17 protein-coding genes are annotated in these 24,165 nt (G+C 68.1%); 3 read left to right on the forward strand and 14 right to left on the reverse strand.

Features of this window, described 5'->3' with window-relative positions; all coding sequences use genetic code 11:
* Positions 1-4 precede the first annotated feature (4 nt).
* From QFZ47_RS14560 to QFZ47_RS14615, 12 genes are all read right to left on the reverse strand, one after another.
* Positions 5-730: an ABC transporter ATP-binding protein gene (locus tag QFZ47_RS14560; RefSeq protein WP_307656307.1), complete on the reverse strand. Its 726-nt coding sequence runs from the start codon at positions 728-730 to the stop codon at positions 5-7.
* Entirely contained in the window at positions 727-1,482 is a 756-nt protein-coding gene (locus QFZ47_RS14565; protein ID WP_307656308.1) for an ABC transporter ATP-binding protein, read from the reverse strand. Before QFZ47_RS14565 ends, QFZ47_RS14560 begins: the two co-directional genes overlap by 4 nt.
* Positions 1,479-2,459: a branched-chain amino acid ABC transporter permease gene (locus QFZ47_RS14570; RefSeq protein ID WP_307656309.1), complete on the reverse strand. Its 981-nt coding sequence runs from the start codon at positions 2,457-2,459 to the stop codon at positions 1,479-1,481. The genes QFZ47_RS14565 and QFZ47_RS14570 overlap by 4 nt, the downstream gene beginning before the upstream one ends.
* Entirely contained in the window at positions 2,456-3,376 is a 921-nt protein-coding gene (locus QFZ47_RS14575) for a branched-chain amino acid ABC transporter permease (protein WP_307658940.1), read from the reverse strand. The genes QFZ47_RS14570 and QFZ47_RS14575 overlap by 4 nt, the downstream gene beginning before the upstream one ends.
* On the reverse strand, positions 3,373-4,578 hold the full coding sequence (locus QFZ47_RS14580; RefSeq protein ID WP_021005138.1) for an ABC transporter substrate-binding protein: 1,206 nt from the start codon (positions 4,576-4,578) through the stop codon (positions 3,373-3,375). The genes QFZ47_RS14575 and QFZ47_RS14580 overlap by 4 nt, the downstream gene beginning before the upstream one ends.
* A 194-nt stretch (positions 4,579-4,772) precedes the next feature.
* Positions 4,773-5,012, reverse strand: a complete 240-nt coding sequence (gene atpE, locus QFZ47_RS14585; RefSeq protein ID WP_012745530.1) for a F0F1 ATP synthase subunit C — start codon at positions 5,010-5,012, stop codon at positions 4,773-4,775.
* Positions 5,013-5,447: 435 nt separating this feature from the next.
* Positions 5,448-10,157, reverse strand: coding sequence for an RICIN domain-containing protein (locus QFZ47_RS14590; protein ID WP_307656310.1), 4,710 nt, complete (start codon positions 10,155-10,157; stop codon positions 5,448-5,450).
* Positions 10,158-10,310: 153 nt separating this feature from the next.
* Positions 10,311-11,162, reverse strand: coding sequence for a class I fructose-bisphosphate aldolase (locus QFZ47_RS14595; protein WP_307656311.1), 852 nt, complete (start codon positions 11,160-11,162; stop codon positions 10,311-10,313).
* Between the two features lie 43 nt (positions 11,163-11,205).
* A complete protein-coding gene (locus QFZ47_RS14600; protein ID WP_307656312.1) occupies positions 11,206-12,198 on the reverse strand; it encodes an aldo/keto reductase in 993 nt (330 codons plus the stop codon).
* Complete coding sequence (locus tag QFZ47_RS14605) at positions 12,195-13,211, reverse strand: ABC transporter permease (RefSeq protein ID WP_307656313.1); 1,017 nt, start codon at positions 13,209-13,211, stop codon at positions 12,195-12,197. The genes QFZ47_RS14600 and QFZ47_RS14605 overlap by 4 nt, the downstream gene beginning before the upstream one ends.
* Positions 13,208-14,737, reverse strand: a complete 1,530-nt coding sequence (locus QFZ47_RS14610) for a sugar ABC transporter ATP-binding protein (RefSeq protein WP_307656314.1) — start codon at positions 14,735-14,737, stop codon at positions 13,208-13,210. Before QFZ47_RS14610 ends, QFZ47_RS14605 begins: the two co-directional genes overlap by 4 nt.
* Positions 14,734-15,774 (reverse strand): substrate-binding domain-containing protein, encoded by a 1,041-nt coding sequence (locus tag QFZ47_RS14615; protein ID WP_307656315.1) that lies wholly within the window; start codon positions 15,772-15,774, stop codon positions 14,734-14,736. The genes QFZ47_RS14610 and QFZ47_RS14615 overlap by 4 nt, the downstream gene beginning before the upstream one ends.
* Before the next feature lie 177 nt (positions 15,775-15,951).
* On the opposite strand from QFZ47_RS14615, the gene QFZ47_RS14620 reads away from it, so the two are divergent.
* From QFZ47_RS14620 to QFZ47_RS14630, 3 genes are read left to right on the forward strand one after another with little or no spacing between them, the layout of a single operon-like run.
* A complete protein-coding gene (locus QFZ47_RS14620) occupies positions 15,952-17,439 on the forward strand; it encodes an FGGY family carbohydrate kinase (protein WP_307656316.1) in 1,488 nt (495 codons plus the stop codon).
* On the forward strand, positions 17,436-19,199 hold the full coding sequence (locus QFZ47_RS14625; protein WP_307656317.1) for a glycerol-3-phosphate dehydrogenase/oxidase: 1,764 nt from the start codon (positions 17,436-17,438) through the stop codon (positions 19,197-19,199). Before QFZ47_RS14620 ends, QFZ47_RS14625 begins: the two co-directional genes overlap by 4 nt.
* A gap of 23 nt (positions 19,200-19,222) precedes the next feature.
* Positions 19,223-19,960, forward strand: a complete 738-nt coding sequence (locus QFZ47_RS14630; RefSeq protein WP_307656318.1) for a GntR family transcriptional regulator — start codon at positions 19,223-19,225, stop codon at positions 19,958-19,960.
* 7 nt (positions 19,961-19,967) lie between these two features.
* On the opposite strand, the gene QFZ47_RS14635 is transcribed toward QFZ47_RS14630, so the two are convergent.
* Complete coding sequence (locus QFZ47_RS14635; RefSeq protein ID WP_307656319.1) at positions 19,968-20,858, reverse strand: DMT family transporter; 891 nt, start codon at positions 20,856-20,858, stop codon at positions 19,968-19,970.
* Positions 20,859-20,908: 50 nt separating this feature from the next.
* Positions 20,909-24,052, reverse strand: coding sequence for an excinuclease ABC subunit UvrA (gene uvrA, locus QFZ47_RS14640; protein ID WP_307656320.1), 3,144 nt, complete (start codon positions 24,050-24,052; stop codon positions 20,909-20,911).
* Positions 24,053-24,165: the final 113 nt, after the last annotated feature.

A 24,165-nucleotide genomic window follows, 5' to 3' on the forward strand; every position in this document is an offset into this window, starting at 1 on the left:
GAACCTAGACGCCCAGGTAGCGCGTCCAGAGCGAACGGTCGGCGTCGAGCGCAGCCGAGTCGCCCTGCCACACCACGCGCCCGCGTTCGAGGATCACGTGGCGGTCGGCCAGCGGCAGCAGGCGCTGCACGTACTTGTCGACCACCAGGATCGCTTCGCCTTCGGCCTTGAGCGTGGCGATGCAGTGCCAGATCTCCTCGCGGATCACCGGGGCCAGGCCTTCGGTGGCCTCGTCGAGGATCAGGAGGCGCGGATGCGTCGACAGCGCGCGCGCAATCGCCAGCATCTGCTGCTCGCCGCCCGAGAGCTGGTTGCCCGCGTTGGCCTTGCGTTCCGCGAGGCGCGGGAACAGGCCGTACAGCGCCTCGACGGTCCAGCGCGGCGCGCTGCCCGGGCGCGGCCGTGCGAAGGCGTGCAGGTGCTCCTCGACGCTGAGGTTCGGGAACACGTGCCGCCCCTCGGGCACGATGGCCACGCCGCGCCGGGCGATGGCGTCGGGCCTCATTGCCTTGTGCGGGCCGCCGACGGCATCGCCGCCGAAATGCACGCTGCCGCGCATCGGTGCCAGCGTGCCGGTCAGCACCTTCAAGAGCGTGCTCTTGCCCATGCCGTTGCGGCCCAGCAGCGCGAGCACTTCGCCCGCGCCGATGCGCAGGTCGATGCCGAACAGCACCTGGCTCGCGCCGTAGCCGGCCTCGATGGCCTTCGCTTCGAGCAATGTCGTTGTCATGAGTGGCCTTCCGCTTCGGTGCCGAGATACACCGCCTGCACATCGGGATGCCCGCGCACTTCGTCGGCCGTGCCGCTCATCAGCACGCGCCCCTGCACCAGCACCGTGAGCCGGTCGGCCAGGCGGAACACCGCGTCCATGTCGTGTTCGATCAAGAGGATCGCCATCGACTCGCGCAGCGACTCGATCAACTCGACCATGCGTGCCGATTCATCGGGCCCCATGCCGGCCATCGGCTCGTCGAGCAGCAATAACTTGGGTTCGGCCGCGAGCGCCAGTGCCACGTCGAGCGCGCGCTGCGCGCCGTGCGGCAAGGTGCCCGCGATGCGGTGGCGCTCGCTGCCGAGGCCCACGCGGTCGGCCAGCGCCACGGCGCGTTCCACCAGGCCGCGTTCCGCTGCGCGCGGCGCCATGAAGCGCAGGCTGCTGCCCGCATGGGCCTGCGCCGCGAGCATGAGGTTGTCGTGCACCGTTTCCTTGGCGAACACGCGCGTCACTTGGAAGCAGCGCGACATGCCGGCCGCCACGCGCCGGTGGTCCTTGAAGCCGGTGATGTCCTTCTCGTCGAGCAGGATGCGCCCGGCATCGGCCTGGAGCAGCCCGGTGATCAGGTTCACGAGCGTGGTCTTGCCCGCGCCGTTCGGCCCGATCAGCGCATGCACTTCGCCGCGCTCCACGCTGAGGTTCACATGGTCGGTTGCGAGCAAGCCGCCGAAGCGCTTGACCAAGCCTTCGATTCTGAACAGGCTCATGTCTTGCTCCCTCGCCCCGCTGGGGAAAGGTCCGGGATGAGGGGCAAGCGGCGCTTGTACAAGGCTGCAAGCCCCTTCGGCGCCCACAGCGCGACCGCAATCAACAGCAGCCCGAGCGGCATGTGCCAATGCTCCGTGTGCTGCTTCAAGGCCTCTTCGAGCACCAGCCAGACCACGGCCCCGACAGGCCCGCCCCAACTGCGCCCCAGTCCGCCGATCACCACCATCACCAGCAGCGTGGCCGACTGCGTCCAGTGCATGGTCGCCGGACTCACGAAGCCATTGCCGCCTGCGAGCAGCGCGCCGCTCAGGCCCGCGATGGCACCGGCGATCGCAAAGGCCACGAGCTGCAGCTTGAACACCGGATAGCCCAGTGCCCGCATGCGCGTCTCGTTGTCGCGGATGCCCATCAGCGCATGGCCGAAGCGCGATTGCGTTGCGCGGTGCAGCCACCAGAGCGCGAGCGCCACGATCGCCAGCACCACCCAGTAGAAGTTCGATTCGTTGCCGAGGTCCAGCCCCGGCAGCAAACCGGGCCGGCCCGTCAGCGTGTAGCCGTCGTCGCCGCCATAGCGGCGCAGCGACACCACCACGAAGTACAGCATCTGCGCAAAGGCCAGCGTGGTCATGATGAAGTAGACGCCGCGCGTGCGCAGCGCCACCGTGCCGATCAGCGCGGCGACGATGCCGGCCACGAGCGCGGCCAGCGGCCACATCACCCACGCGGACATCACGCCTGCATCGCTGAGCGCCACCACCGTGTACGCACCCATGCCGATGAAGCCCGCATGCCCGAGCGCCACCATGCCGCCGAAGCCCAGGATGAAATTGAGGCTCGCGGCGGCCAGCGTCACCACGAGCACGCGCCGCACGAAGCCGATGTAGAACTCGAGCCCGAACAGGGGCGCGACCAGCGGAAAGGCCGCGAGCAGCAGGAGGAGCAGCCCGAGGCCGATATGACGTGAGGAGGACTTCATGACCGGGCCGAGAAAAGGCCCGAAGGCCGGAAGATCAGGACGATCACCATCAGCGCGTACATCGCGACTTCGGCGAACAGCGGCCCCAGGTCGGCCGCGGTGGCGGGCGGCAGCGTGGCGCGCAGCAGCATCGGCATGAAGGCGCGGCCGATGGTGTCGACCACGCCCACCAGCAGTGCGGCCACGAAGGCGCCGCGCACCGAACCGATGCCGCCGATCACCAGCACCACCAGCGCCGGGATCAGGATGGCTTCGCCCATGCCCACCTGCACCGCGACGATCGGCCCCATCAGCGCGCCGGCCAGCGCGGCCAGCGCCGCGCCAAGCAGGAACACGCCGTTGAAGATGCGGCCCACGCGCACGCCCATCAGCTCGGCCATCGGGCGGTCGGACGCGCCCGCGCGCACCCGCATGCCGATGCGCGTGTGGTTGACCAGCAGGTAGAGCGCGAGCGCCACCAGCAGGCCGCCGGCGAGGATCACGAGCCGGTAGGACGGGTAGGGCAGGCCGTCGACCAGCTCGATCGGCCCCGACAGCGCGGCCGGCGTCGGCGCCATCACCGGCGACGGGCCCCAGGCCATCTTGACGATGTCGTCGGCCACCAGGATCACGCCGAAGGTGGCGAGCACCTGCGCGAGGTGGTCGCGCGTGTAGAGGCGACGCATCAGCAGCACTTCGAGCAGCAGCGCCACCACCACGGTCACGGCCACCGCGATCACGATGGCCGCCGTGAACGAACCGGTGCGCGTGTGCGCCTCGGCCGCCACGTACGCACCCGACATGAACAGCGAGCCATGCGCGAGGTTCAGCACGTCCATGATGCCGAACACCAGCGTGAGCCCCGCCGCCAGCAGGAACAGCATCAACCCGTAGCCGAGGCCGTTGAGCAGCTGCTCGAGAACGAGGATGCCGCTCACTTGAGGGGGCACTTGTCGGCGTACGAGTCGCCGTAGTTGGTCAGGACCGTGTTGATCAGCTTGTTCGTGACCTTGCCCTGTGCGTCCTTGCCGATCACGCGCAGGTAGAAGTTCTCGACCGGATAGTGGTTGTTCGCGTACTTGAAGCTGCCGCGCGTCGATGCGTAGTTGGCCTTCTTCAGCGCGGCCACCACGGCCTCGCGGTTCTGGGCGTTGCCGCCCGATTGCTTCACGGCCGCGTCCATCGCCAGGATCGCGTCATAGGCCTGCGCCGCATACACCGACGGATAGCGGCCGTTGTATTCCTTGCGGAACGCGGCCACGAAGGCCTTGTTGGCGGCGTTGTCCAGATCGTGCGCCCAGTGCGAGGTGTTGAACAGGCCCAGCATCGGCTCGCCCACGGCGCCGATCACGTCCTCGTCGGCCGAGAAGCCGCTGGTCACGAGCGTGATGTCCTTCGACAGGCCCGCGCCCACGAACTGCTTGATGAAGTTGATGCCCATCGCGCCGGGCAGGAAGAAGTAGATGGAATCGGGCTTGGCCGCGCGCAGCTGCGCGAGTTCGGCGGCGTAGTCGATCTGGCCGAGCTTGGTGTAGAGCTCGTCGGCCACCTGGCCCTTGAACTGGCGCTTGAAGCCGCCCAGCGCGTCCTTGCCGGCCGGGTAGTTGGGCGCGATCAGCACGGTCTTCTTGAAGCCGCGGTCCTGCGCGAACTTGCCGGCGGCCTCGTGGAACTGGTCGTTCTGGTAGGCGGTGCCGAAGAAGTACGCATTGCACTGCGCGCCCGCGAACTGGCTCGGGCCGGCGTTGGCCGAGAGGTACGGCACCTTGGCGTTGAACAGCGTCGGGCCCACGGCCAGCGCCACGTTGGAGCCGATCGGGCCGCTGAAGATGTCGATCTTGTCGCGCTGGATCATGCGGTCGACCAGCTGCTTGGCCTGGTCGGGGCTGCCGGCCATGTCGGCCTGCACGAACTCCACGTCCTGCCCGCCGAGCTTGCCGCCCAGCTGCTTGATGCCGAGCGCGAAGCCGTCGCGCGCCTCGGCGCCCAAGGCCGCGAACGGACCCGAAATATCGAGCGCCAGGCCCACCTTCACGGGCGCGGCCATGGCCGATGCCGCGCCACCAAGGGCTGCACCGCAGAGCAGCAGCGAAAGCAGGGTGCGCGGCAGCGCGGGCGACTTCGGGGACGGGTGGCTCATGGGTTCTCCGGCAGAGGAAAGATGAAACGGCGCCCCGGCGCCGCGCCATGCAGCACCGAAGACGTCGAACCGTTGATAGCTAAATACTTTAACCATAAACAATTCGGTGTCAACGGTACTAGCACGAATGGTGCCAGTGCGGCGTGTCACTTCATGGTGCGGAGGCCCCGTTTTTCAGAGACCCTTTGCAGGATTCAGCCGAAGGGATTGGCGGTTGCGAACCAGAGGCCAATCCCCGTGGCGATGATGAATGCACCGTCGGTCACACCCGCCACCAGGAAGAACTTGGTCTGCAGCGTGTCGACCAGTTCGGGCTGGCGCGCCGTGCTTTCGAGAAACTTCTGGCCGACCAGCCCGATGCCCAGGCACGAGCCGAGCGCGGCCACGCCGATGAGCAGGGCGACTGCGAGGGGAAGGATGTTGAAGCCGGTCATGGTGTTTTCTCCTGTGGTTGATCGATGGAGGTACTTTCTCAAAACGGGTGCGTGCGGTCGATGACGTGGGAGGTCATGCCTGGTGCGAAAAAAGGCCGGCCGCTGTTTGTGAAGGGTGGGTGCGATCCCGCCGACGGGGTGCCCTGCTCCGCGAATGTCCCCCGCCCTTCGGGCTCCTCCTTTATTTCGCTGCGCAAGGCACCCCATCGACGGGATCGTGTTCAGAGCACTGGTTGATCAGCCGCGAACCGACGACGTGCCCAGGTGCACAGGGCATCGGGTGCTCCCCGCAGCGAAATCAAGGAGGAGGCCGCAGGCCGGGGGACATTCGCGGAGGGGAGTACCCGGTGGCCTGTGCACGCGCCCCGAATGCACCAAGCCATGCAGCCCCCCCCACAGGCATCTGCATGGACTTGGATAGACCGTGAATGGGCGCTAAGGCAGCTGCGTCCAGTTCTGGTTCGTTCCGCCATTGCAGGTCCACGTGATCAGCGCCGTGTCCTGCGTCGTCGAGCCATTGGGTACGTCGAGGCACGAGCCCGAGGCGCGGTTGCGCAGGGTCCCGCCAACCAGGCTCCACTGCGCCGTGTTGCCCGCCGTGCAGGCCAGCTGCACCACCGGCGCATTGGTCGTGGCGGTGCCGTTCTGCGCCAGGCACAGGCCGCTGTGCTCGGCCACCAGCTGCACATAGCCGCCGGTGATGGAAGTCACCGTGAACTTCTCGTTGCTCGTGGTGCCGCAGGGCCACTGCACCGCTGTCGTGCCGCTGGAGGTCGACCCGCCCTTGATGTTCACGCACATCGTCGGGTTGAGGTCCGACCGGATCCGCGTGATCACCGCCGGGGCCGTGTCCTGCGAGCGCACGTACTCGCGCAGCGCGACCACGTCGGCGGCCGGCAGGCTGGAGGCGTTGCCGTGGCCGCTGTCGAGCACCGCCTGCAGCGAAGCCGCCTGCCCGTTGTGGAAGAAGGCTGCGGTGTTCCAGGTGCCCGAGAGCGTCGGCGTGTCGAAGCCCAGCCCCGCGAGCGGCTGGTTGCCGCCCTTGCCCGACGAGGGCTGGATCGTGCCCACGTCGTGCCGCAGGCCGTCGCGGAAGGTGCCGCCCGTGTGGCAGGTGGCGCACTGCGCGGTGTTGAACACGGTCTGGCCGCGCGCCGCTTCCACGCTCAGGCTGCCGTCCGCCGCACGCGCCGGGCTGCGCATGTACTTGTTCAGCGAGCTCAGGTAGGCCGCAAGGTCGTCGAGCTGCGCGTTCTTGCCGGCCTTGGGTGCGCCCAGCGGGTCGGCCGTGGCGGCGAAGTCGGCATTGGTGAGAAAGCCGGTGCCGCCGAACTCGTTGCGGATGTCGTTCTCGAAGTCCTGCACCTCGTCGAAGTTGGCGCTCCAGTGCAGCTTGCCGTGGCCCAGGCCGCGGCGGCCCTGCAGGCCGATGGTGCGCCGCAGCCCTTCGCCGCGCTGCGTGAAGTCCCACACCATGCCGTCGTCGCCGGCGTCCGCATGGCAACTCGCGCAGGAGATGTAGTTGTCCTTGCTCATGCGCCGGTCGGAGGCGTTGTAGAACACCTGCTTGCCGCGCAAGGCCGCGGCCGCCATCGGCTCCTGCGCCACGGTCGCCACGTTCTGCAGGAAGGTCGGGGCGGCGGATTCGGATGCGAGCACCGACGCCACGTCATGCACCGATACCGAGCGTGCCAGGAAGTTGTTGACGAACAGCCGCTTGCGCACCGCGTCCAGGTACAGGCCGTGCGGCGCGCTGCTGGCGTTGATCTCGCCGCGCACCGCGCGGCTGTACGGGTCGACGATGGCCACGCGGTTGCCCTCCATCTGTGCCACGAAGAGGTAGTCGCCCGACGGCGTGAACAACGCGGCGCGCGCCGGCGCGCGGTCGTCGAAGTCGATCTGCTCGCCGAACACTTCCGCGGCTGCCTGCAGGTTGACCTGCGACAGGATGGAACGCACGGTCTGGTCGTGCACCAGGTTGTTGCCGTCCCTGAACTTGCCGCGCACGATGTTGTCCTTCTTCGAAGGCAGCACCGCGCGCGTGCCGTCGGGCGAGATCACCACCTGGCTCAGGTAGTTGGCCACGCCGCGCGCACGGCTCTCGGTGTCTACCGTGGCGGTGTCCACCGGCAGCGCGATGGTGGTCATGGCGCTCATGCTCTGCAGGTTCACCTTGTGCAGCTGGCCGCCCGTCATCTTCGACTTGAAGCGCGTGACGTAGGCCACCTGCGAGTCGGAGGCAACCGCGATGCCGCGCAGGTTGCCGTCCAGTGCGACCGCGCCGGTGGTGGTCCCGCTGCCCGGGTCGAAGCTCATCAGCACCGACTTGCTCTCCAGCGTCAGCAGGCCCTTGGAGCGGTCCGGCGTGAAGGCGACGCCGTAGGGTCCGCTGCCGTAGGCGAGCGGCACGGTGGCCGAGAGGGTGCCGTCGGCGGCGTTGAGCGCCACCAGCTTGTCCTCGCCCTGCACCGTGACCCAGATGCGGCCGTCAGGCCCCACGGCCAGCGTCTTGGGTTCTTCGCCCACGCGCGTCTCCCAGCGCTTGGCCAGGGTCTGCGCGTCGATGGCGGCGACCGTGCCGCTGTCGGGATTGACCGAATACACCGAGCCGGCATCGCCTGCGATGTTGGTGGTGTGCGTCGGTGCCTGTGCCGTGACCGGTGCGATCACGGTGAGGTTGTAGGTGTAGAAGGTCTCTCGACCACTCGCATCCCTCACCGTCAGCGTCACCGTGTAGTGGCCCGGGCGCGTGTAGGTGTAGCTGTAGTTCGGCTGGCTTGCGTAGGCTGTCTGCGTGCCGTCGCCAAAGTTCCAGCGGAACTGCGCGCCGCTGCTGCCGAGCGTGGCCGGGTTGAACACCAGCTGGCCGTTGACGATCTTCGGGCCGCCGCCGATGCCGGGGTCGCCGATGATGGTCTGGCCGCGCAGCGTGGCCACCTCGCTGTCGTTGAGCACGCGGCCATAGACGCGCACCTCCGCCAGCACGCCCTTGAAGAGCGCGGCGTTGCCCTGGATCTGGCCCAGCAGGCTGAACTTGTTGGCGAGGCCCTTGTTGCCCGAGAGCCCGGCGGACGTGGTCTTCATGCCGTCGACGTACACGGCCTGCGCGCCCGAGGCCGCGTCGCGCGTCAGCACCACATGGTGCCAGGCACCGTCGTTCACCACCGCGGTGGAGGTGGTGCCCGCGTCGTTGCCGACGGACAGCTTGATGCGCCCGCCGTTGTCGAGCCAGCCCCAGAACACGTCGTCCGCACCGCTCGACTGGTCGCGCCCGAAGATCCCGGGCGCGGTCCACGAGCTCGCAGCGCCCGTCTGCGTGGTCTTCATGTAGAAGCTCAGCGAAGCGGTGCCGCCGAGCACGGTGGCGACCGAATCGTTCTTCAGCGGCACACCGGCCGTGCGGTTCGCAAAGTTCAGGCCGATGCTCTCGAACGCGTCGCCCGACACCGGCGTGCCGTTGTTGTTGCCGATGGGGTCGGTGAGGTTGCCCGCCAGCGTCCAGTAGTGCATCAGGTTGATGTCGGTGGCGTTGCCGGTGTTGAAGGTCGACTTGTAGTCGGCACCGATGGCGTTGCCCGCATAGTCCTTCACGCCGTTGGCCGGCAGGAACACTTCATAGCTGGTGCCCGGCGAGAGCGGCTGGTCGGGGTGGAAGTTGATGATGCCCAACTGCACGCTGTAGGTGCCGGCCAGCGTGTTGCCGCCGACCGCGCGCACGATGAAGGTGTTGGCATTCACGCTCTCGGGCCGGATGCTGTCGGTCATGCCCAGGCCGATGCGCGAGGTCAGCGCCTGCTGCTTTGCGCCGTTGGCGGGCGAGACCTGTTTCACTTCAGGCTTGGTGGTGTCGGGGTCCACCGCATGCACCACGAAGCCGCTGCCCGAACCGTGGTCGTTGCCCACGAAGACGAGGTTGCCGAAGACCGCGACCTGGCCGTTGTCCGAATGCGAGAAGTTCGGGTCGTCCTCGCGCAGGATGCTGCCGCGGCCCACCTCCACGTGATTGAGCGGATTGCTCACATCGACCTTGTGGATGCGCGTTTGCGCGCCCTGGATCACGTAGTTGTCCTGCGTGGCGCAGTACAGCTGCTCATCGATGACCAGCCGGTTGTCCTCGGGCACGAATCGCGAGCGGTCGCTCAGGTCGTAGCTGTACATCCTGGCGCCGCTGTTGCGCGCCGAGGTATGCAGGTTCCTGCCGTCGAAGCAGGTCGCATAGTAGAACGGCGTGGTGCCCACGATGGAATCGAGCACCTTGGGGTTGAGCGGATCGGAGATGTCCAGGCTGGCAAAGCCGCCGTTGCTTTCCATCGCGGTCAGCACCATGTGGTTGCCCATCGTGAAGATCGGGCCGATGCGAAAGCCGCCGAGTTCGCCCGTGGGCACCGGGTTGGGCTTGCCGGCGCCGCGGTTCGCGACGACCGCGTTGACCGGATCGCGCGCATCGACGATGAAGATGCCCCGGCCCGCCGATGCCACGTACAGGTAGGGCGCCTGCCACCAGAGCTGCCAGGCCACGTTCTCGTAGTCGCCGGCGTTGACGCCGGGCAGCGCGAGCTTCTTCACCTGCTTGATGTCGTTGATGTCGGTGAAGTCCCAGAACTCGACCCCGTTGATGCTGGGCAGCACCACGTACGTCTTGCCGCCGATCCTGGCGGTGCCGAAGGAGTGCGTCTCGCGGAACTCCTTGGTACGGGCCTCGGGCTCGTAGATCTTCTTGACCAGCTGGATCTGGCGCGGGTTCGACACGTCGTACAGCAGGAAGCCGCCCGGACCGAGGCCGCTGTCCGGCGCGAAGGAGGTCAGGAAGTAGCCGTTGACCATGATGCCCGCGTTCATGCCGTAGTCCTTGCGGCCCGGGTAAGTGGCGGGCACCTCGCGCGATTCGTAGGCACTGCTGTGCGCCGGATCGAGCGGGTGCGCGGGGCTCGTGATCATCGACACGGGCTTGAACAGTTCCGCCGATGTATAGCTGAGATTGCCCAGGCCCGGCCCCTGCAGCGGGAGCGGATCGGCGACGGCTTCGGCAACGGCCGTTGCCATGTTGTTGAGGGTGGTCATCGGGCTGACCCCGGTGATTGCCGCATGCGTCAGCAATGTGACGAGCGGGGCCATGAACGCCATCAGGAAATACCGGATCTTCATCGTCGCCTCCAGGTTGTTAGAAGTTCGCAGGGCAACCCATTGCTCGATCCCTCTCCAGTGCGCGCGCAGGACGCACCCCGGCAGGCGACGGGTGCATCGCCTGCCGTGCTGACTTTTTTTTGGTTCTTGCGCCGGCGCTTCTTTTTCTTTGCCTTACTTCGCGCCGCCAGATTCGTAGAGCGCCCAGGCCGCCTCGGCGCTGGCGCCGCGGTGGATCATGGCCATCAGCGCACTCACCACCGCCGAGGGGTTGGCGTGCTGGTAGACATTGCGCCCGTACACCATGCCGACGGCCCCCTGGTCCATCAGCACGCGCGAGCGCGCGAACACCTGCTGCAGGTCTTCGCGCCCGCCGCCGCGCACGAGCACGGGGCAGCGCGCGGCCTGCACCACGCGGTGGAAGTCCTTCGGGTCGCTGGTCGGGTCGGCCTTGACGATGTCGGCGCCCATCTCGCGTGCAAGGCGCACCAGCGTGACGATCTTTTCGGCGTCGCCGTCGACCATGTAGCCGCCCTGGTCGCTGTGCGGGCGCATCACCAGCGGCTCGATCATCAGCGGCATGCCGTAGCGGTCGCAGTCGGCGCGCACGCGTGCGATGTTCTGCACGCACTGGCGGAACAGGTCAGGCTCGTTCGGCAGCATGAACAAATTGACCACCACGCAGGCCGCATCGCGCTGGACCGCGGGCAGCACGGGATCGTGCTCGTTCTGCAGCACGGCCCACATCACGCGGTGCGCGGTGGCGTTGTAGGGGTTGCCCATGTCGATGCGCATCACGAGCGCCGGCTTGTCGCGGCCCGGGCGGTCCTGCAGCAGGTCGGCCTGGCCGTAGTTGAGCTGGATCGCATCGGGCCCGGCGGCCACGAGCTTGTCCATGACCTGGGGCATGTCCTCGAGGCCGTTGAGGAACGAGGGCTCGTTGCACACGCCGTGGTCCAGCGCGATGTCCAGGCAGCGGCCGTTGGTGAGCAAGCGGTTGAGCCGCGCAGTCTTGTCTTTCGACATGGGAAAGAACTCCTTGTGGGGATCGGAAATGAAATGAAGAGGGTCAGGCGAGCGCGCTCAGGTGGCGCTTGGCCGCGGCATCGATCAGGCGCAGCGTCTCGCCGTCCAGCCCGACCGCGCCAGCGCCCGCGTTCTCGATCGCCTGCTGGCGCACGCGCGCGCCGCACAGCGCCACCGAGACGGTGCCGCGTGCAATGGTCCAGGCGATCATCAATTGCCCGAACGAGCAGCCGAGCCGCGCGCGCAGCGGCTCGAGTTCTTCGAAGAAGGCCGCGAGCTTCGAGCGGTTGGCCTCGCTGAAGCGTGGGTTGCTCGCGCGCTGGTCGTCGCCCTTGAACTCGCGCTCGGGGTCGATCGGACCGGCGAGCAGGCCAAGCGCCAGCGATGAATAGCCGAGCACCGCCACCTGGTGCTCGCTGCAAAGCGGCGCGAGCGTGGTTTCGATCTCGCGGTCGATCAGGCTGTAGCGCTCCTGCGCGGCATCGACCGGGCCATGGCGAAGATATTCGGAGAGCGTCTCGGGGCTCACGTTGCTCACGCCGATGGCGCGGATTTTCCCCTGCTTCTTGAGCGCGAGCAGCGCGTCCATGGTCTCGGCCACGGGAGTCGTGCTGTCCTGCCAATGCGTGATGTAGAGGTCGATGTAGTCGGTCTGCAGGCGCTTGAGGCTCTCTTCGCATTCATGAACGATCGACTCGCGGCCGAGGTAGCGGTACACGGGGTGGCCGTCTTCCTCGAAGAAATGCGTGCCCTTTTGCGTGTGCCACACCAGCCCGCACTTGGTGGCGATCACGGCCTCGTGGCGGCGGCCCTTGAGCGCGGTGCCCACGATGCTCTCGGAGCGCCCCAGGCCATAGGCCGGCGCGGTGTCGATCAGGTTCACGCCCGCATCCAGCGAGGCGTGGATGGCGGCCTCGGCCGCCGCGTTGTCGCCGCCGCCCCACATCCATCCGCCCATGGCCCAGGTGCCCAGGCCGATGGCCGAGCATTCGATGCCCGATGGGCCCAGCGTTGTCTTCTTCATCGTCGTCTTCATCGCGTTGTCTTTCTCGTGTTCAGCAGGTGGTCGATGGTCACGGCCGCGAGCAGGATCAGGCCCTTGATCACGTCCTGCCAGTAGGGCGACACATCGAGCAGGATCAGCGAACTGGTCACCACCGAGAGCAGCGCCAGGCCCAGCACCGCACCGAGCACCGTGCCCGATCCGCCCTTGAGGCTCGCGCCGCCGATCACCGCGGCGGCAATCACGTTGAGCTCCATGCCCACGCCGAAGGTGGGCGTGGCCGCGCCGAAGCGGGCCGTGTAGATCACGCCGGCCAGGCCCGCCGATGCGGAGCACAGCACCGTGACCCAGAACTTCACGCGGCCCACGCGAATGCCCGAGTACAGCGCGGCCTTCTCGTTGCTGCCGGTGTAGAACACGCGCCGCAGCAAGGTCGAGCGGCGCAGCACGAAGTCGCTCACCACCACGATCAGCAGAAAGATCAGGATCACCGCGGGAATGCCGAACAGCGTGCCCTGCCCGATGAACTTGAACTCGGCCGGCAGCGAGAACAGCGACTGCGGCGTGCCCTGCGTGAGCGCCAGGCACAGCCCGCGCACGATCACCATGAAGGCCAGCGAGGCGATGAAATGGTTCAGCCCGATGCGTGTAACGCAGCCGCCGATCATCGCGCCGACCAGCCCGCTCGCACCGATGGCCACCAGGCTCGCGGTCCATGGGTCCACGCCCATCAGGAACAGCTTGCCCGTCACCACCATCGCAAAGCACACCACCGAGCCCACCGACAGGTCGATGCCGCCGACGATCAGCAGAATGGTCATGCCCACCACCACGATGCCTTCGATCGAGAAGGACAGCAGCATGGCGCGCACGTTGTCCCAGGTGAGGAAGTAGGGCGATGCGAAGCTCATCGCGACGCACAGCACCGCAATGATCAGCAGCAGGCCCGTCTCGCGCATGCTCGTGAGCTTGTTGGCGGGCTTCAGGGGGCCGCCTCCCGATGGGTGCGGTGCCAGGCCCGCATCGAGTTGTGCCGGGTAGTTCATGCCATCTCCTGTTCGCAGAGTCCGGAGGCGAGCCGCAGCAGGGCTTCCTCCGTCATTTCGTTGGAATTCAATTCGCCGGCCAGTCGTCCGTCGCGGATCACCAGCGCGCGGTCGCACAGGCCGATGATCTCGGGCAGCTCCGAAGAGATCACGATCACGCCCACGCCCTGGTTCGCGAGCTCGCGCAGGATGTGGTGGATCTCCGACTTGGCGCCCACGTCGACGCCGCGCGTGGGCTCGTCCATCAGCAGCACCTGGGGGTTGGTGGCCAGCAGCTTGGCAATCGCCACCTTCTGCTGGTTGCCGCCCGACAGGCTCGACACCTCGATCGCCACGCCGTCCGACTTGAGCTTGAGCCTGGCGCCCAGCTCCCGGGCCAGGCGGTGCTCGGCCGAGCGCTGCAGCAGGCCCCAGCCGGAGCTCACGCGCCGCAGCGCCATCGACGAGATGTTCTGCGCGATCGGCAGGTCGAGGTACACGCCGGCCGCCTTGCGGTCTTCGCTGAGGTAGGCGATGCCTTCGCGCAGCGCGTCGCTGTACTGGCGGATCGCGAGCGCCTTGCCGTGCAGGCGCAGCGTGCCGCGTGTGGCGGTGCGCAGGCCGCAGAGGGTCTCGGCCAGTTCGCTGCGGCCCGCACCCATGAGCCCGGCAATGCCGAGGATCTCGCCGCGCTTCAGCGCAAACGAGATGCCGTGCACGCGCTCGCCGTCGGCGATGTCCACCGCCTCGAGCACCGGCCCGGACGGCTCGGCGGCACGGCCTTGCTTGGGCGGGTAGTAGTTGCCGAGGTCGCGCCCCACCATGCGGCGGACCAGCTCGTCCGCGCTCAGGCCCGCCAGCGGGCCGCTATGCACGTTGCGCCCGTCGCGCAGCACGGTGACGCGCGAGCAGTGCGCGAAGATCTCCGCCATGCGGTGGCTGATGTAGATGATGCCGATGCCTTGCGCCTTCAGGTCGTGCAGCACGCGAAAGAGCGCGGCCGACTCGTTGTCGGTGAGCGCGGCCGTGGGCTCGTCGAGGATCAGCACCTTGCAGTCCAGCGTGAGCGCCTTGGCAATCTCCACCAGCTGCTGGCTCGAGATGCTCAGCTCGCGCACGGGCGTGGAGGGAGCGATGTCCTGCCCGAGCCGCGCCAGCACCTGGGCCGCGCGCGCATTTAGGCTGGCGTAGTTCATCCACGCCTGCCTGCCGGCGTTGATCTCGGGCATGAAGATGTTCTCGGCCACGGTGGCGTCGGCGCACAGCGCGATCTCCTGGTGCACCAGGCCGATGCCCAGGCGCATGGCGTGCGCCGGGCCGTCGATCGCCACCTTCTGGCCGTTCAGCAGGATGTCGCCTTCGTCGGGCCGGTGGATGCCGTCGATGATGTTCATCAAGGTCGACTTGCCCGCGCCGTTCTCGCCGCACAGGGCGTGGATCTCGCCCGCCTGCAGCGAGAAGTCCACGCCCGAGAGCGCGCGCGAAGCGCCGAAGCGCTTGCTGATGCCGCGCAGTTCGAGCAGTGCAGAAGAACCCACAGTGCTCACTCGCCGATTCCCTTGGTGCCGCGGCGCGCGAGGTACTTGTCCCAGTAGAAGTCGTCCGCGTTGGCCTTGCTGACCACCGACAGGCCGTTGTCCAGGAACGGCACCGACATGGGATTGGTGCCGTTGCGCTTGGCGTCGTTCATCGGATCGATGAGCGAAGGGTTCTTGGCCAGGAACAGCATCATCATGCCCATGTAGCCCTGCATGCCCTGGTTCGGGTTGATGGCGCCGAACACGTCGCCAGCCTTGATCATGTCGAGGATCTTGGCGTTCACGTCGCAGCACATCACGCGGATGTTCTTCTTCGACTCGATCTTGGCCTGCGCGGCGCCCAGGGCCGAGTTGGCCTCGGGCATGAACAGTGCGCCCAGGTTCGGGTTGGCCTGCGCCAGGCTCAGCACCGCCTGGTAGGCCTTGCTCGGGTCCTGGTTGCTGGCGGCGCGGCCGACCAGCTTCATGCCCGCATGCTTGGTCTTCATGCGGTTGACGAAGGCCGCGATGCGGCGGTCGTGGTTGTCCTGGCCGGGGTTCTCGAGTACCGCGTATTCGCCCTTGCCGCCCAGCGCCGCGGCAATCGCGTCGGCCGCCTGCGTGCCTTCGCGGTCGTTGTCCGAGGTGACGAAGGAGGCGCGCTTGGAGTTGGGCGAGTCCGCCGCGAAGGTGACGACCGGAATGCCCATCGCCGCTGCCCGGTTGATCGGTTCGATGAACGGGTCGGGGTTCATCGGGTGCAGCAGGATGCCCGCGGGCTTGCGCGCCAGCTCCTGCTCGAACGAGGCCAGCTGCTTGTTCACGTCGTACTCCGGCGTGCCGGTGTAGCGCGTGCGCACGCCCAGCGTGCGGCCGAGCTGCTTCATCATTTCGTAGACCGGAAACCAGTATTCGACGCCCGACACCATCACGTTCATCACGTAGACGTCGCCCGCGTTGCCGCGCAATCCGGTGGCGGCGGCCGTGGGGGTGGACTGCGCAAATGCGCTGGTGCCGGCCAGGCCGATACCGGCGGCCGCAGCGGACTTCAGGAAATTTCGCCTCATCTTGTGTCTCCTCGCGTTGACTGGCAGAGCTTGCGACCTGCCTTGCGGGCAGATCTTCGGACCTCGTTGTCACGACAGTTGTTATGACAGGTAGAATGTAATCGCGGGCCGTTCGCCGCGATAACTAGGGGAAACGCTACTGGCAAGCTGCTTTCAACTCGCCGAAGCTGTTATGACATGAAGTCCAACATATTGATCGGCGTCGACATGGGCTCGAGCAGCCTGAAAGCGCTGGCCCTCGAAGCCGGCAGCGGCCGCACCGTCGCCTTGTCCCGCATGCCCCTGCCGCACGTCCGGCTGCCGGGTGGGGGATGCGAGGTGGCCGCATCCGCCATCCGCGCCGCGCTGACCCGCGTGCTGCAAGACGTCGCACGCCAGCTCGGCCCGCGCGCGGCCGAGGTTCGCGCCCTGGCCTGCACCGGCCACGGCGCCGGCCTCTACGCGCTCGATGCCAATCACCAGCTCGTCGGCGGACGCGCCGTCGCTTCCACCGACCAGCGCGCCGATGCCCGTGCGCACGCCCTCGCGGCGAGCCACGGCGCGCAATTGTTCGAGGACGTGGGCTGCAGCCCCTGGCCCGGGCAGCCCACGGTGATCGCGGCCGAACTGCTGGGCGCGGACGCCGTGCAGCGCGGCGAACTGCACCGCCTGCTGTTCGCCAAGGACTACCTCGGCTTCTTGCTGACCGGCGAGATCGCCACCGATGCCAGCGATGCGAGCACGGCCGGCCTGGTGTCGCTGGCCACCGGCAGCTGGTCGCAGGGGGCCTTCGAGGTCTCGGGCATTGCGGACCTCGGTGCGCGCGCCTTCGGTCCCATCGTGCCGAGCGGCAGCGTGATCGGACAGCTGCGGCCCGCCGAGGCCGCGCTGTGCGGCCTGCCCGCGGGCATTCCGGTGGCAATGGGCGCGATCGACCTGCTCGCCTCGATGACCGCGATCCGAGCGGAAGGCCGCGGCCGCGCAGTGTCGGTGCTCGGCACCTGGTGCGTGAACGCGGTCATCGGCCCGGTGATGGCGCCCACGCCCGCCGTGGCCGCCATCGTGAACTTCGGCCGCGGCAATGCGCGGCTCTACATGGAGAACAGCCCGTCCTCGATGGCCAACATCGCCTGGCTGGCCGGCGCGCTCGCGCTGCCCGATGCGCGCGCGGTGGTCGACCTGGCCATGGCGGTGCCGCTGGGCGCCAACGGCCTGCGCTTCCTGCCCTTCGTCAATGGCGGCGGCGGCGTGACGGCCGGCTTCGTGGGCCTCAAGAGCCACCACACGCGCGCCGACATGGCGCGCGCCGTGGTCGATGCCGTGGCGGCGCTGCATGCGCGGCACACGGCGCGTCTGGCCGTGGCCGGCCTCGCGGTGAGCCAGACGACGGTGCTCGGCGGCGGCGCGGGCGATGCGCGCCTCGTGCGGCTGCTCGCGGGCTTTCTCGGGCATCCGGTCGAACGCTCGCCCGACGACGAGACCGGCGCACGCGGCGCCGCAATCTACGCCGCCATGTCGCAGGGCCTCGAGGACGCAGCGCAGGACAGCGAACTGCTCGCGCCCTGCGAGCTCATCGAGCCCGACGCAAGGGACGCAAGTGCCCATGCGGATTTCAACGCCGCTTTCAACGAACTGATCGAGAGCATGTCACCTGTATTCACCCACGTTGCGGGAAGCGTGAAATGAGCGCCTGGCAACTCCCCTTCGTGCGCCCGGCCTCGCTCGCGGGCCGCCATTTCTCCACCGTGATCGTCGGTGCCGGCATCAACGGCGTGGGCGTGTTCCGCGACCTTTCGTTGCAGCGCGTCGATTGCCTGATCGTCGACAAGGGCGACTTCGGCGCCGGCGCCAGCAGCGCGCCCTCGCGCATGATCCACGGCGGCCTGCGCTACCTGGAGAACGGCAGCTTCTCGCTGGTGGCCGAGGCCACGCGCGAGCGCAACCTGCTGCTGCGCAATGCGCCGCACCTGGTGCGGCCGCTCAAGACGGTGGTGCCGCTCGCCAGCTTCTTCGGTGGGCTGATGAGCAGCGTGCTCAAATTCTTCGGCCGCACGCCGCCGCAGCGCACGCGCGGCCTCTTGGCCGTGGCGCTGGGCCTGCGGCTCTACGACCTGCTGGGACGCCGCCAGCGCGTGATGCCGGGACACCGCATCAGCCGCGTGCCGCCGGCCGACCGCGGCCTGTTCCGCACGGCCATCCGCTGGACCGCCACGTTCTTCGATGCGTGGATCAGCCACCCCGAATGGCTCATCCTCGAACTGATCGCCGATGCCTGCCGCGACCAGCCGCGCTCCGCGGCCGCCAACTACTGCCGCGTGATGGCCTGCGCGGGCAACATCCTCACCTTGCGCGACGAGATCACCGGCGCACTCGTGCGCGTGACGGCCGACACGGTAGTGAATGCCACCGGTGCCTGGCTCGACCGCAGCGCGGCCGTGCTCGGCGGCCCCGGCCCGCGCGTGATGGGCACCAAGGGCTCGCACCTCGTGCTCGACCATCCCGCGCTGCGCGACGCCCTCGACGGCCGCATGGCCTACTTCGAGGCGGCCGACGGGCGCGTGTGCATCGTCTACCCGTTCCTGGACCGCGTGCTGGTGGGCTCCACCGACATCCCGGTCGAAGACCCGGACCAGATCGTCACCGAGCCGGCCGAGGTCGATTACCTGATCGACGTGCTGCGCGAGGTCTTCCCGAACATGGCCTTCGGGCGCGGCGACGTGGTCTACACCTATGTCGGCGTGCGGCCGCTCGCGCGTTCGGAGGCCGACAAGCCGGGCCAGATCTCGCGCGACCATTCGGTGGTGGTCGATCCACCGAATGCGACGCGCGGCATCGCCATCGTCGGCCTCGTGGGCGGCAAGTGGACCACCTTCCGCGCGCTGGCCGAAGAAGCCACCAACGAAGTGCTTCGGCTGCTCGGCCGCGCGCGCAGCGCATCGACCGAGCTGCTGCCGATCGGCGGCGGCGCGGAACTGCCGGCCGATGCGCCGGCGGCCGATCGCTTCGTCGAAAGGATGATGGCGGCCTCAGGCATTGGCCGCGCGCGCGCGCTGACCCTGCTCGGCCGCTATGGCTCGAAGGCATTGCCGCTCGCTCAGCGCCTGGCGGCCTCGGGCGACGTGCCGCTGCAGCATGCGCCGGACTACTCGGCGGCCGAGCTCTCCTACCTGTGCCTCGAAACCGGCGTGCTGCATCTCGATGACCTCGTGATTCGCCGCACGCTGCTGGCCATTCGCGGCCTCGTCACCGATGCGGCGCTCGCCGAGATCGCGGGCGTGGCGGCCGAGGCGCTGGGCTGGGATGCCACCCACGCCCACAACGAACTGTGCGCCTGCGCCACCGCGCTGCGCGAGCGGCACAACGTGCGCCTGCACGCGGTGGCTGCCGGCGAGCCGCCTTCTTTCGATGCATCATTGATGGCCAGCTCAGTCCTCGGCCAAGCCTAAAAGTGAACAGTAGTCCCAACGACATGCCGACCGCGCTCGACCGCAATTCCGAATCCCCGCTGTGGGCGCAGTTCCGCGACGCCATCCGGCTGCAGATACTGCAGGGCGCACTGCCCATCGGCGCCAAGCTGCCTTCCGAGGCGGAGCTCGGCGACCAGTTCGGCATCTCGCGCATCGTGGTGCGCGAGGCCTTGGCCGACCTGGTGCGCAACAACCTCATCTACAAGATCAAGGGCCGCGGTGCCTTCGTGTCGGCGCGCGAACGCGACGAAGATTTTGTTTCCACCGTGCTGGGCTTCTCCGACGAGATGGAACGCAAGGGCCGCTCGGTGCGCACGCAGATCCTCGCGCAGGAACTGCGCGCACCAACGGCGCAAGAAGCCGCATCGCTGGGCCTGGCGGACGACACGCAGGTGGTCGCCCTCAAGCGCCTGCGCAGCGTGGACGGCGAACTGCGCCTGCTGGTCGAAACGGCGGTGCCGGCCGACCTGGCGCCGGGCCTGCACCGCGCGCGGCTGGAGGACCGGTCGCTCTACGACGTGCTGCGCCGGCAGTACGGCCTGCGCCTGGTGCGCGCCGAGCGCTGGATCGACGCGGTGCTGCCCGATGCCGAAACCTGCAGGCTGCTCGACCTGCCGCAGCCCGAGCCGCTGCTGCGCATCGAGTCGATTGCCTACGGCGCCAACGGCCGGCCGCTGGAGCACTACCGCGCGCTGCACCGCTGCAAGACGAGCCGCCTGCACGTGCAGACGACCACCTGATTTTTCTTCAGGCCTTGGCGGCGCTGCGAACTGGCCACAGCACGGAGGCAATCGCCACCATCATCAGCGCCACGGCCACCCAGTCCTGCCAGTGCACCACTTCGCCGAGCCACACCGCGCCGCTGAACACGCCCAGCACCGGAATGAACATCACGCTCAGGGTCGAGGCCACCGGCGGCAGGCCGCGCGCGAGATAGAACCACGCCGCATGCGCGAAGCCGAAGATCAGCACCGCGTTGTAGGCGATCGAGCCCCATGTCACGGGGCCGGGCCACCGCAGTTGATCGCGTTCGAAGATCAGCGAAAGCACGCTGATCACCACCGCGGTCATCGCCGTCATCCAGAACGAGAGCGTGAGCGTCGGAAGCCCGATGCGCGTGTGGCGCAGCAACTGCGTGCCCAGCGCCCATGTCGCGGCCGCCACCAGCGCCAGCGCCACGTAGCCGGGACGCCCCGCGAGATCGGTGAGCTCGTGCCACAGCAAGAGCCCCACGCCGACGGCGCAAGCCCCCACGCCGAGCCATGAGCGCCGCGTGAGCACGGCCGAGAACAGCAGCGCGCCGATCACCGCGGAGAACACCGGCATCGTGTAGCCCAGGATCGCGGCGCGCCCGCCAGAGAGCGCTTTCACTGCCAGGATGATGCAGGCGTGCCAGATGAACATGTTGGTGGCGCCCAGCCAAACGAGTTCGGGCCAGGCGCGGCGCGGCACGCGGAACGGCACCTTCATCCACACCAGCGCGAGCGCCAGCACGGGCAGGCCGAGCCAGATCGAGATCGCGCGGAAGCCCAGCGGCGGATAGTCCGCCACGCCGAGCTTCATCACCGGCCAGTTGAACCCCCATGCAAGGGTCAGGAGAACGAGCAGGACGAACTGGCGCGATGTGAAGGAAGGCATGGGCCGCGATTGTGGCGCGGCGCGCGCATTCGTGCAGGAAGCAGGCGCCGCTACAGCAGCCGCTTGAGATAGCGCCCCGTGTGGCTCGCCTCGTTCGCCGCGATGTCCTCGGGCGTGCCTTCGCCCACCACCGTGCCGCCGCCGGCGCCACCTTCGGGGCCCATGTCGATCAGCCAGTCGGCCGTCTTGATGACGTCGAGGTTGTGCTCGATCACGACGATGGTGTTGCCCGCGTCGCGCAGCTGGTGCAGCACCTTCAGCAGCAGCTCGATGTCGGCGAAGTGCAGGCCGGTGGTCGGCTCGTCGAGGATGTAGAGCGTGCGGCCGGTGTCGCGCTTGCTGAGCTCCAGCGCGAGCTTCACGCGCTGCGCCTCGCCGCCCGAGAGCGTGGTGGCCGACTGGCCGAGCTTGATATAGGAGAGGCCCACGTCGAGCAGCGTGCGCAGCTTGCGCTCGATGGTGGGCACGGCCTTCAAAAACTCGTGCGCGGTCTCCACCGTCATATCGAGGATCTGCGCGATGTTCCTGCCCTTGTACAGAACCTCGAGCGTCTCGCGGTTGTAGCGCTGGCCGTGGCACACCTCGCAGGGCACGTACACGTCGGGCAGGAAGTGCATCTCGACCTTCACCACGCCGTCGCCCTGGCAGGCCTCGCAGCGCCCGCCCGCCACGTTGAAACTGAAGCGGCCCGGGCCGTAGCCGCGTTCACGCGCGGTGTTGGTCTCGGCCATCAGCTCGCGGATCGGCGTGAACAGGCCCGTGTAGGTGGCCGGGTTGCTGCGCGGCGTGCGGCCGATCGGGCTCTGGTCGACGTTGATGACCTTGTCGAAATACTCGATGCCCTCGACCGATTCATGCGCGGCGGGTTCCTCGTGCGCGCGGTAGAGCGTGCGCGCCACGGCGGTGTAGAGCGTGTCGTTCACCAGCGTCGACTTGCCCGAGCCCGAGACGCCCGTCACGCAGGTGAGCAGGCCGACCGGGAAGGCCACGCTCACGTTCTGCAGGTTGTTGCCGGTGGCGCCGACCACGCGGATTTCCTGCAGGTCGGTCTGCGAGGCCAGGTGCGCCGCTTCGCGCGCGGCGCGCCGTTCAGCCGCGGGGCTCGCCGGAAAGCGCGAGGCCTTCTTGCCCTCATTGAAGGCGGGCTTCTGCACGACCGGCAGCCAGGCGGTGCGGCGCCTGGGCACTTCGATCTTCTTCGTGCCGGAAAGGTACTGGCCGGTCAGCGAATCGGGGTTGGCCGCCACCTGGGCATAGGTGCCCTGCGCCATCACGCGCCCGCCGTGGATGCCCGCGCCGGGCCCCATGTCGATCACGTGGTCGGCGGCGTGGATCATGTCCTCGTCGTGCTCGACCACGATCACGCTGTTGCCGATGTCGCGCAGATGCTTGAGCGTGCCGATCAGCCGGTCGTTGTCGCGCTGGTGCAGGCCGATGCTGGGCTCGTCGAGCACGTACATCACGCCCGTCAGGCCCGAGCCGATCTGCGAGGCCAGCCGGATGCGCTGCGCCTCGCCGCCCGAAAGCGTCTCGGCGCTGCGGTCCAGGCTCAGGTAGTTGAGGCCCACGTCGTTCAGGAACTTCAGCCGCAGGCCGATCTCGCGCACCACCTTGTCGGCGATGTCGGCCTTGGCGCCGCGCAGCTTGAGCGTCTGGAACCAGGCGAGCGAATCGCGCAAGGTGAGGTGGCTGAGTTCGAAGATCGCCATGCGCGGCGGCTCGCCGCCGTCTGCGGGGCGCGCGGACTCATCGACCAGGAACACGTTGCGCGCCTCGGGCCGCAGCCGCGAGCCGCCGCAGTCGGGGCAGGGCTGCAGGTTGCGAAAGCGCGCGAGGTCTTCGCGCACCAGCACCGAATCGGTTTCGCGGTAGCGCCGCGTCATGTTCGGAATGATCCCTTCGAAGGGATGCTTCTTCGTGAGCTTCTTGCCCGCGAAGTTGCCCGACTCCATGGTGTAGTTGAACTTGATCTCTTCGGCCGCCGAGCCGTGCAGCAGCACCTGCTGCACCGAGGCGGGCAATGATTCGAAGGGCGCGTCGACGTCGAACTTGTAGTGCTTCGCAACGCTCTCGATCATGCTGAAGTAGTAGCCGTTGCGGCGGTCCCAGCCCTTGATGGCGCCGCTTGCGAGCGAGAGCGAGGGGAATGCGACCACGCGCGCCGGGTCGAACACCTCGCGATGGCCGAGGCCGTCGCAGCTCGGGCAGGCGCCCACGGGCGAGTTGAACGAGAACAGGCGCGGCTCCAGCTCCGACAGCGAGTAGTGGCAGATCGGGCAGGCGAACTTGGCGTTGAACAGGTGCTCCTTGTCGGGCGCGCCCGCAGCGCCATCGGCGCTGCCTTCCGGCCTTGTGCCCAGCTCCAGCGCGATCGCCCGGCCTTCGGCCAGCCGCAGCGCGGCCTCGAAGCTCTCGGCCAGGCGCTGCTGCATGTCGGGGCGCGCGCGCAGTCGGTCGATCACCACGTCGATGTCGTGCTTCTCGGTCTTCTTGAGCTTGGGCAGGTCGTTGTATTCGTAGGTTTGCCCGTCGACGCGGAAGCGCACGTAGCCGGCCGCCTGCATTTCGGCGAAGAGTTCCAGGAATTCGCCTTTTTTCTCGCGCGCCACCGGCGCCAGGATCATCAGCCGCGGCTCGTCGGCGATCGCGAGCGTGGCGTCGACCATCTGCGACACCGTCTGCGCCTGCAGCGGCAGATGGTGATCGGGGCAGTAGGGCGTGCCGGCGCGCGCGTACAAGAGGCGCAGGTAGTCGTGGATCTCGGTCACCGTGCCCACGGTGGAGCGCGGGTTGTGGCTGGTGGCCTTCTGCTCGATGCTGATCGCGGGCGACAGGCCCTCGATCACGTCCACGTCGGGCTTGTCCATGAGCTGCAGGAACTGCCGCGCATAGGCCGACAGGCTTTCCACGTAGCGCCGCTGCCCTTCGGCATACAGCGTGTCGAAGGCGAGGCTCGACTTGCCCGAGCCCGACAGGCCGGTGATCACCACCAGCTTGTTGCGCGGAATGTCGAGATCGACGTTCTTCAGGTTGTGGGTGCGCGCACCGCGGATGCTGATGCGCTGCTGCGCAAGCACCGCGCCGAGGTAGGTGTCGCGTTCGCGTTTCGCGTCGCGTGCGCTTTCCTCGTCGGCGGCGAAGTCTTCAGTGGCTTTGGAATTCAAGGGGGCGATCGTCCGAGGGCAACCGGACATGATAGTCCGAGCGGCATGTCATGGCGAGCGGGCGGGTTGCAGCGGTTTGACGGAGGCGGTGCTTCGGAGGTGCCCGGCGGCGGCGCCCGGGCGGCCGGCATCGGGCACAATCT

The sequence above is a fragment of the Variovorax paradoxus genome, assembly GCF_030815975.1.
Classification (GTDB): domain Bacteria; phylum Pseudomonadota; class Gammaproteobacteria; order Burkholderiales; family Burkholderiaceae_C; genus Variovorax; species Variovorax paradoxus_N.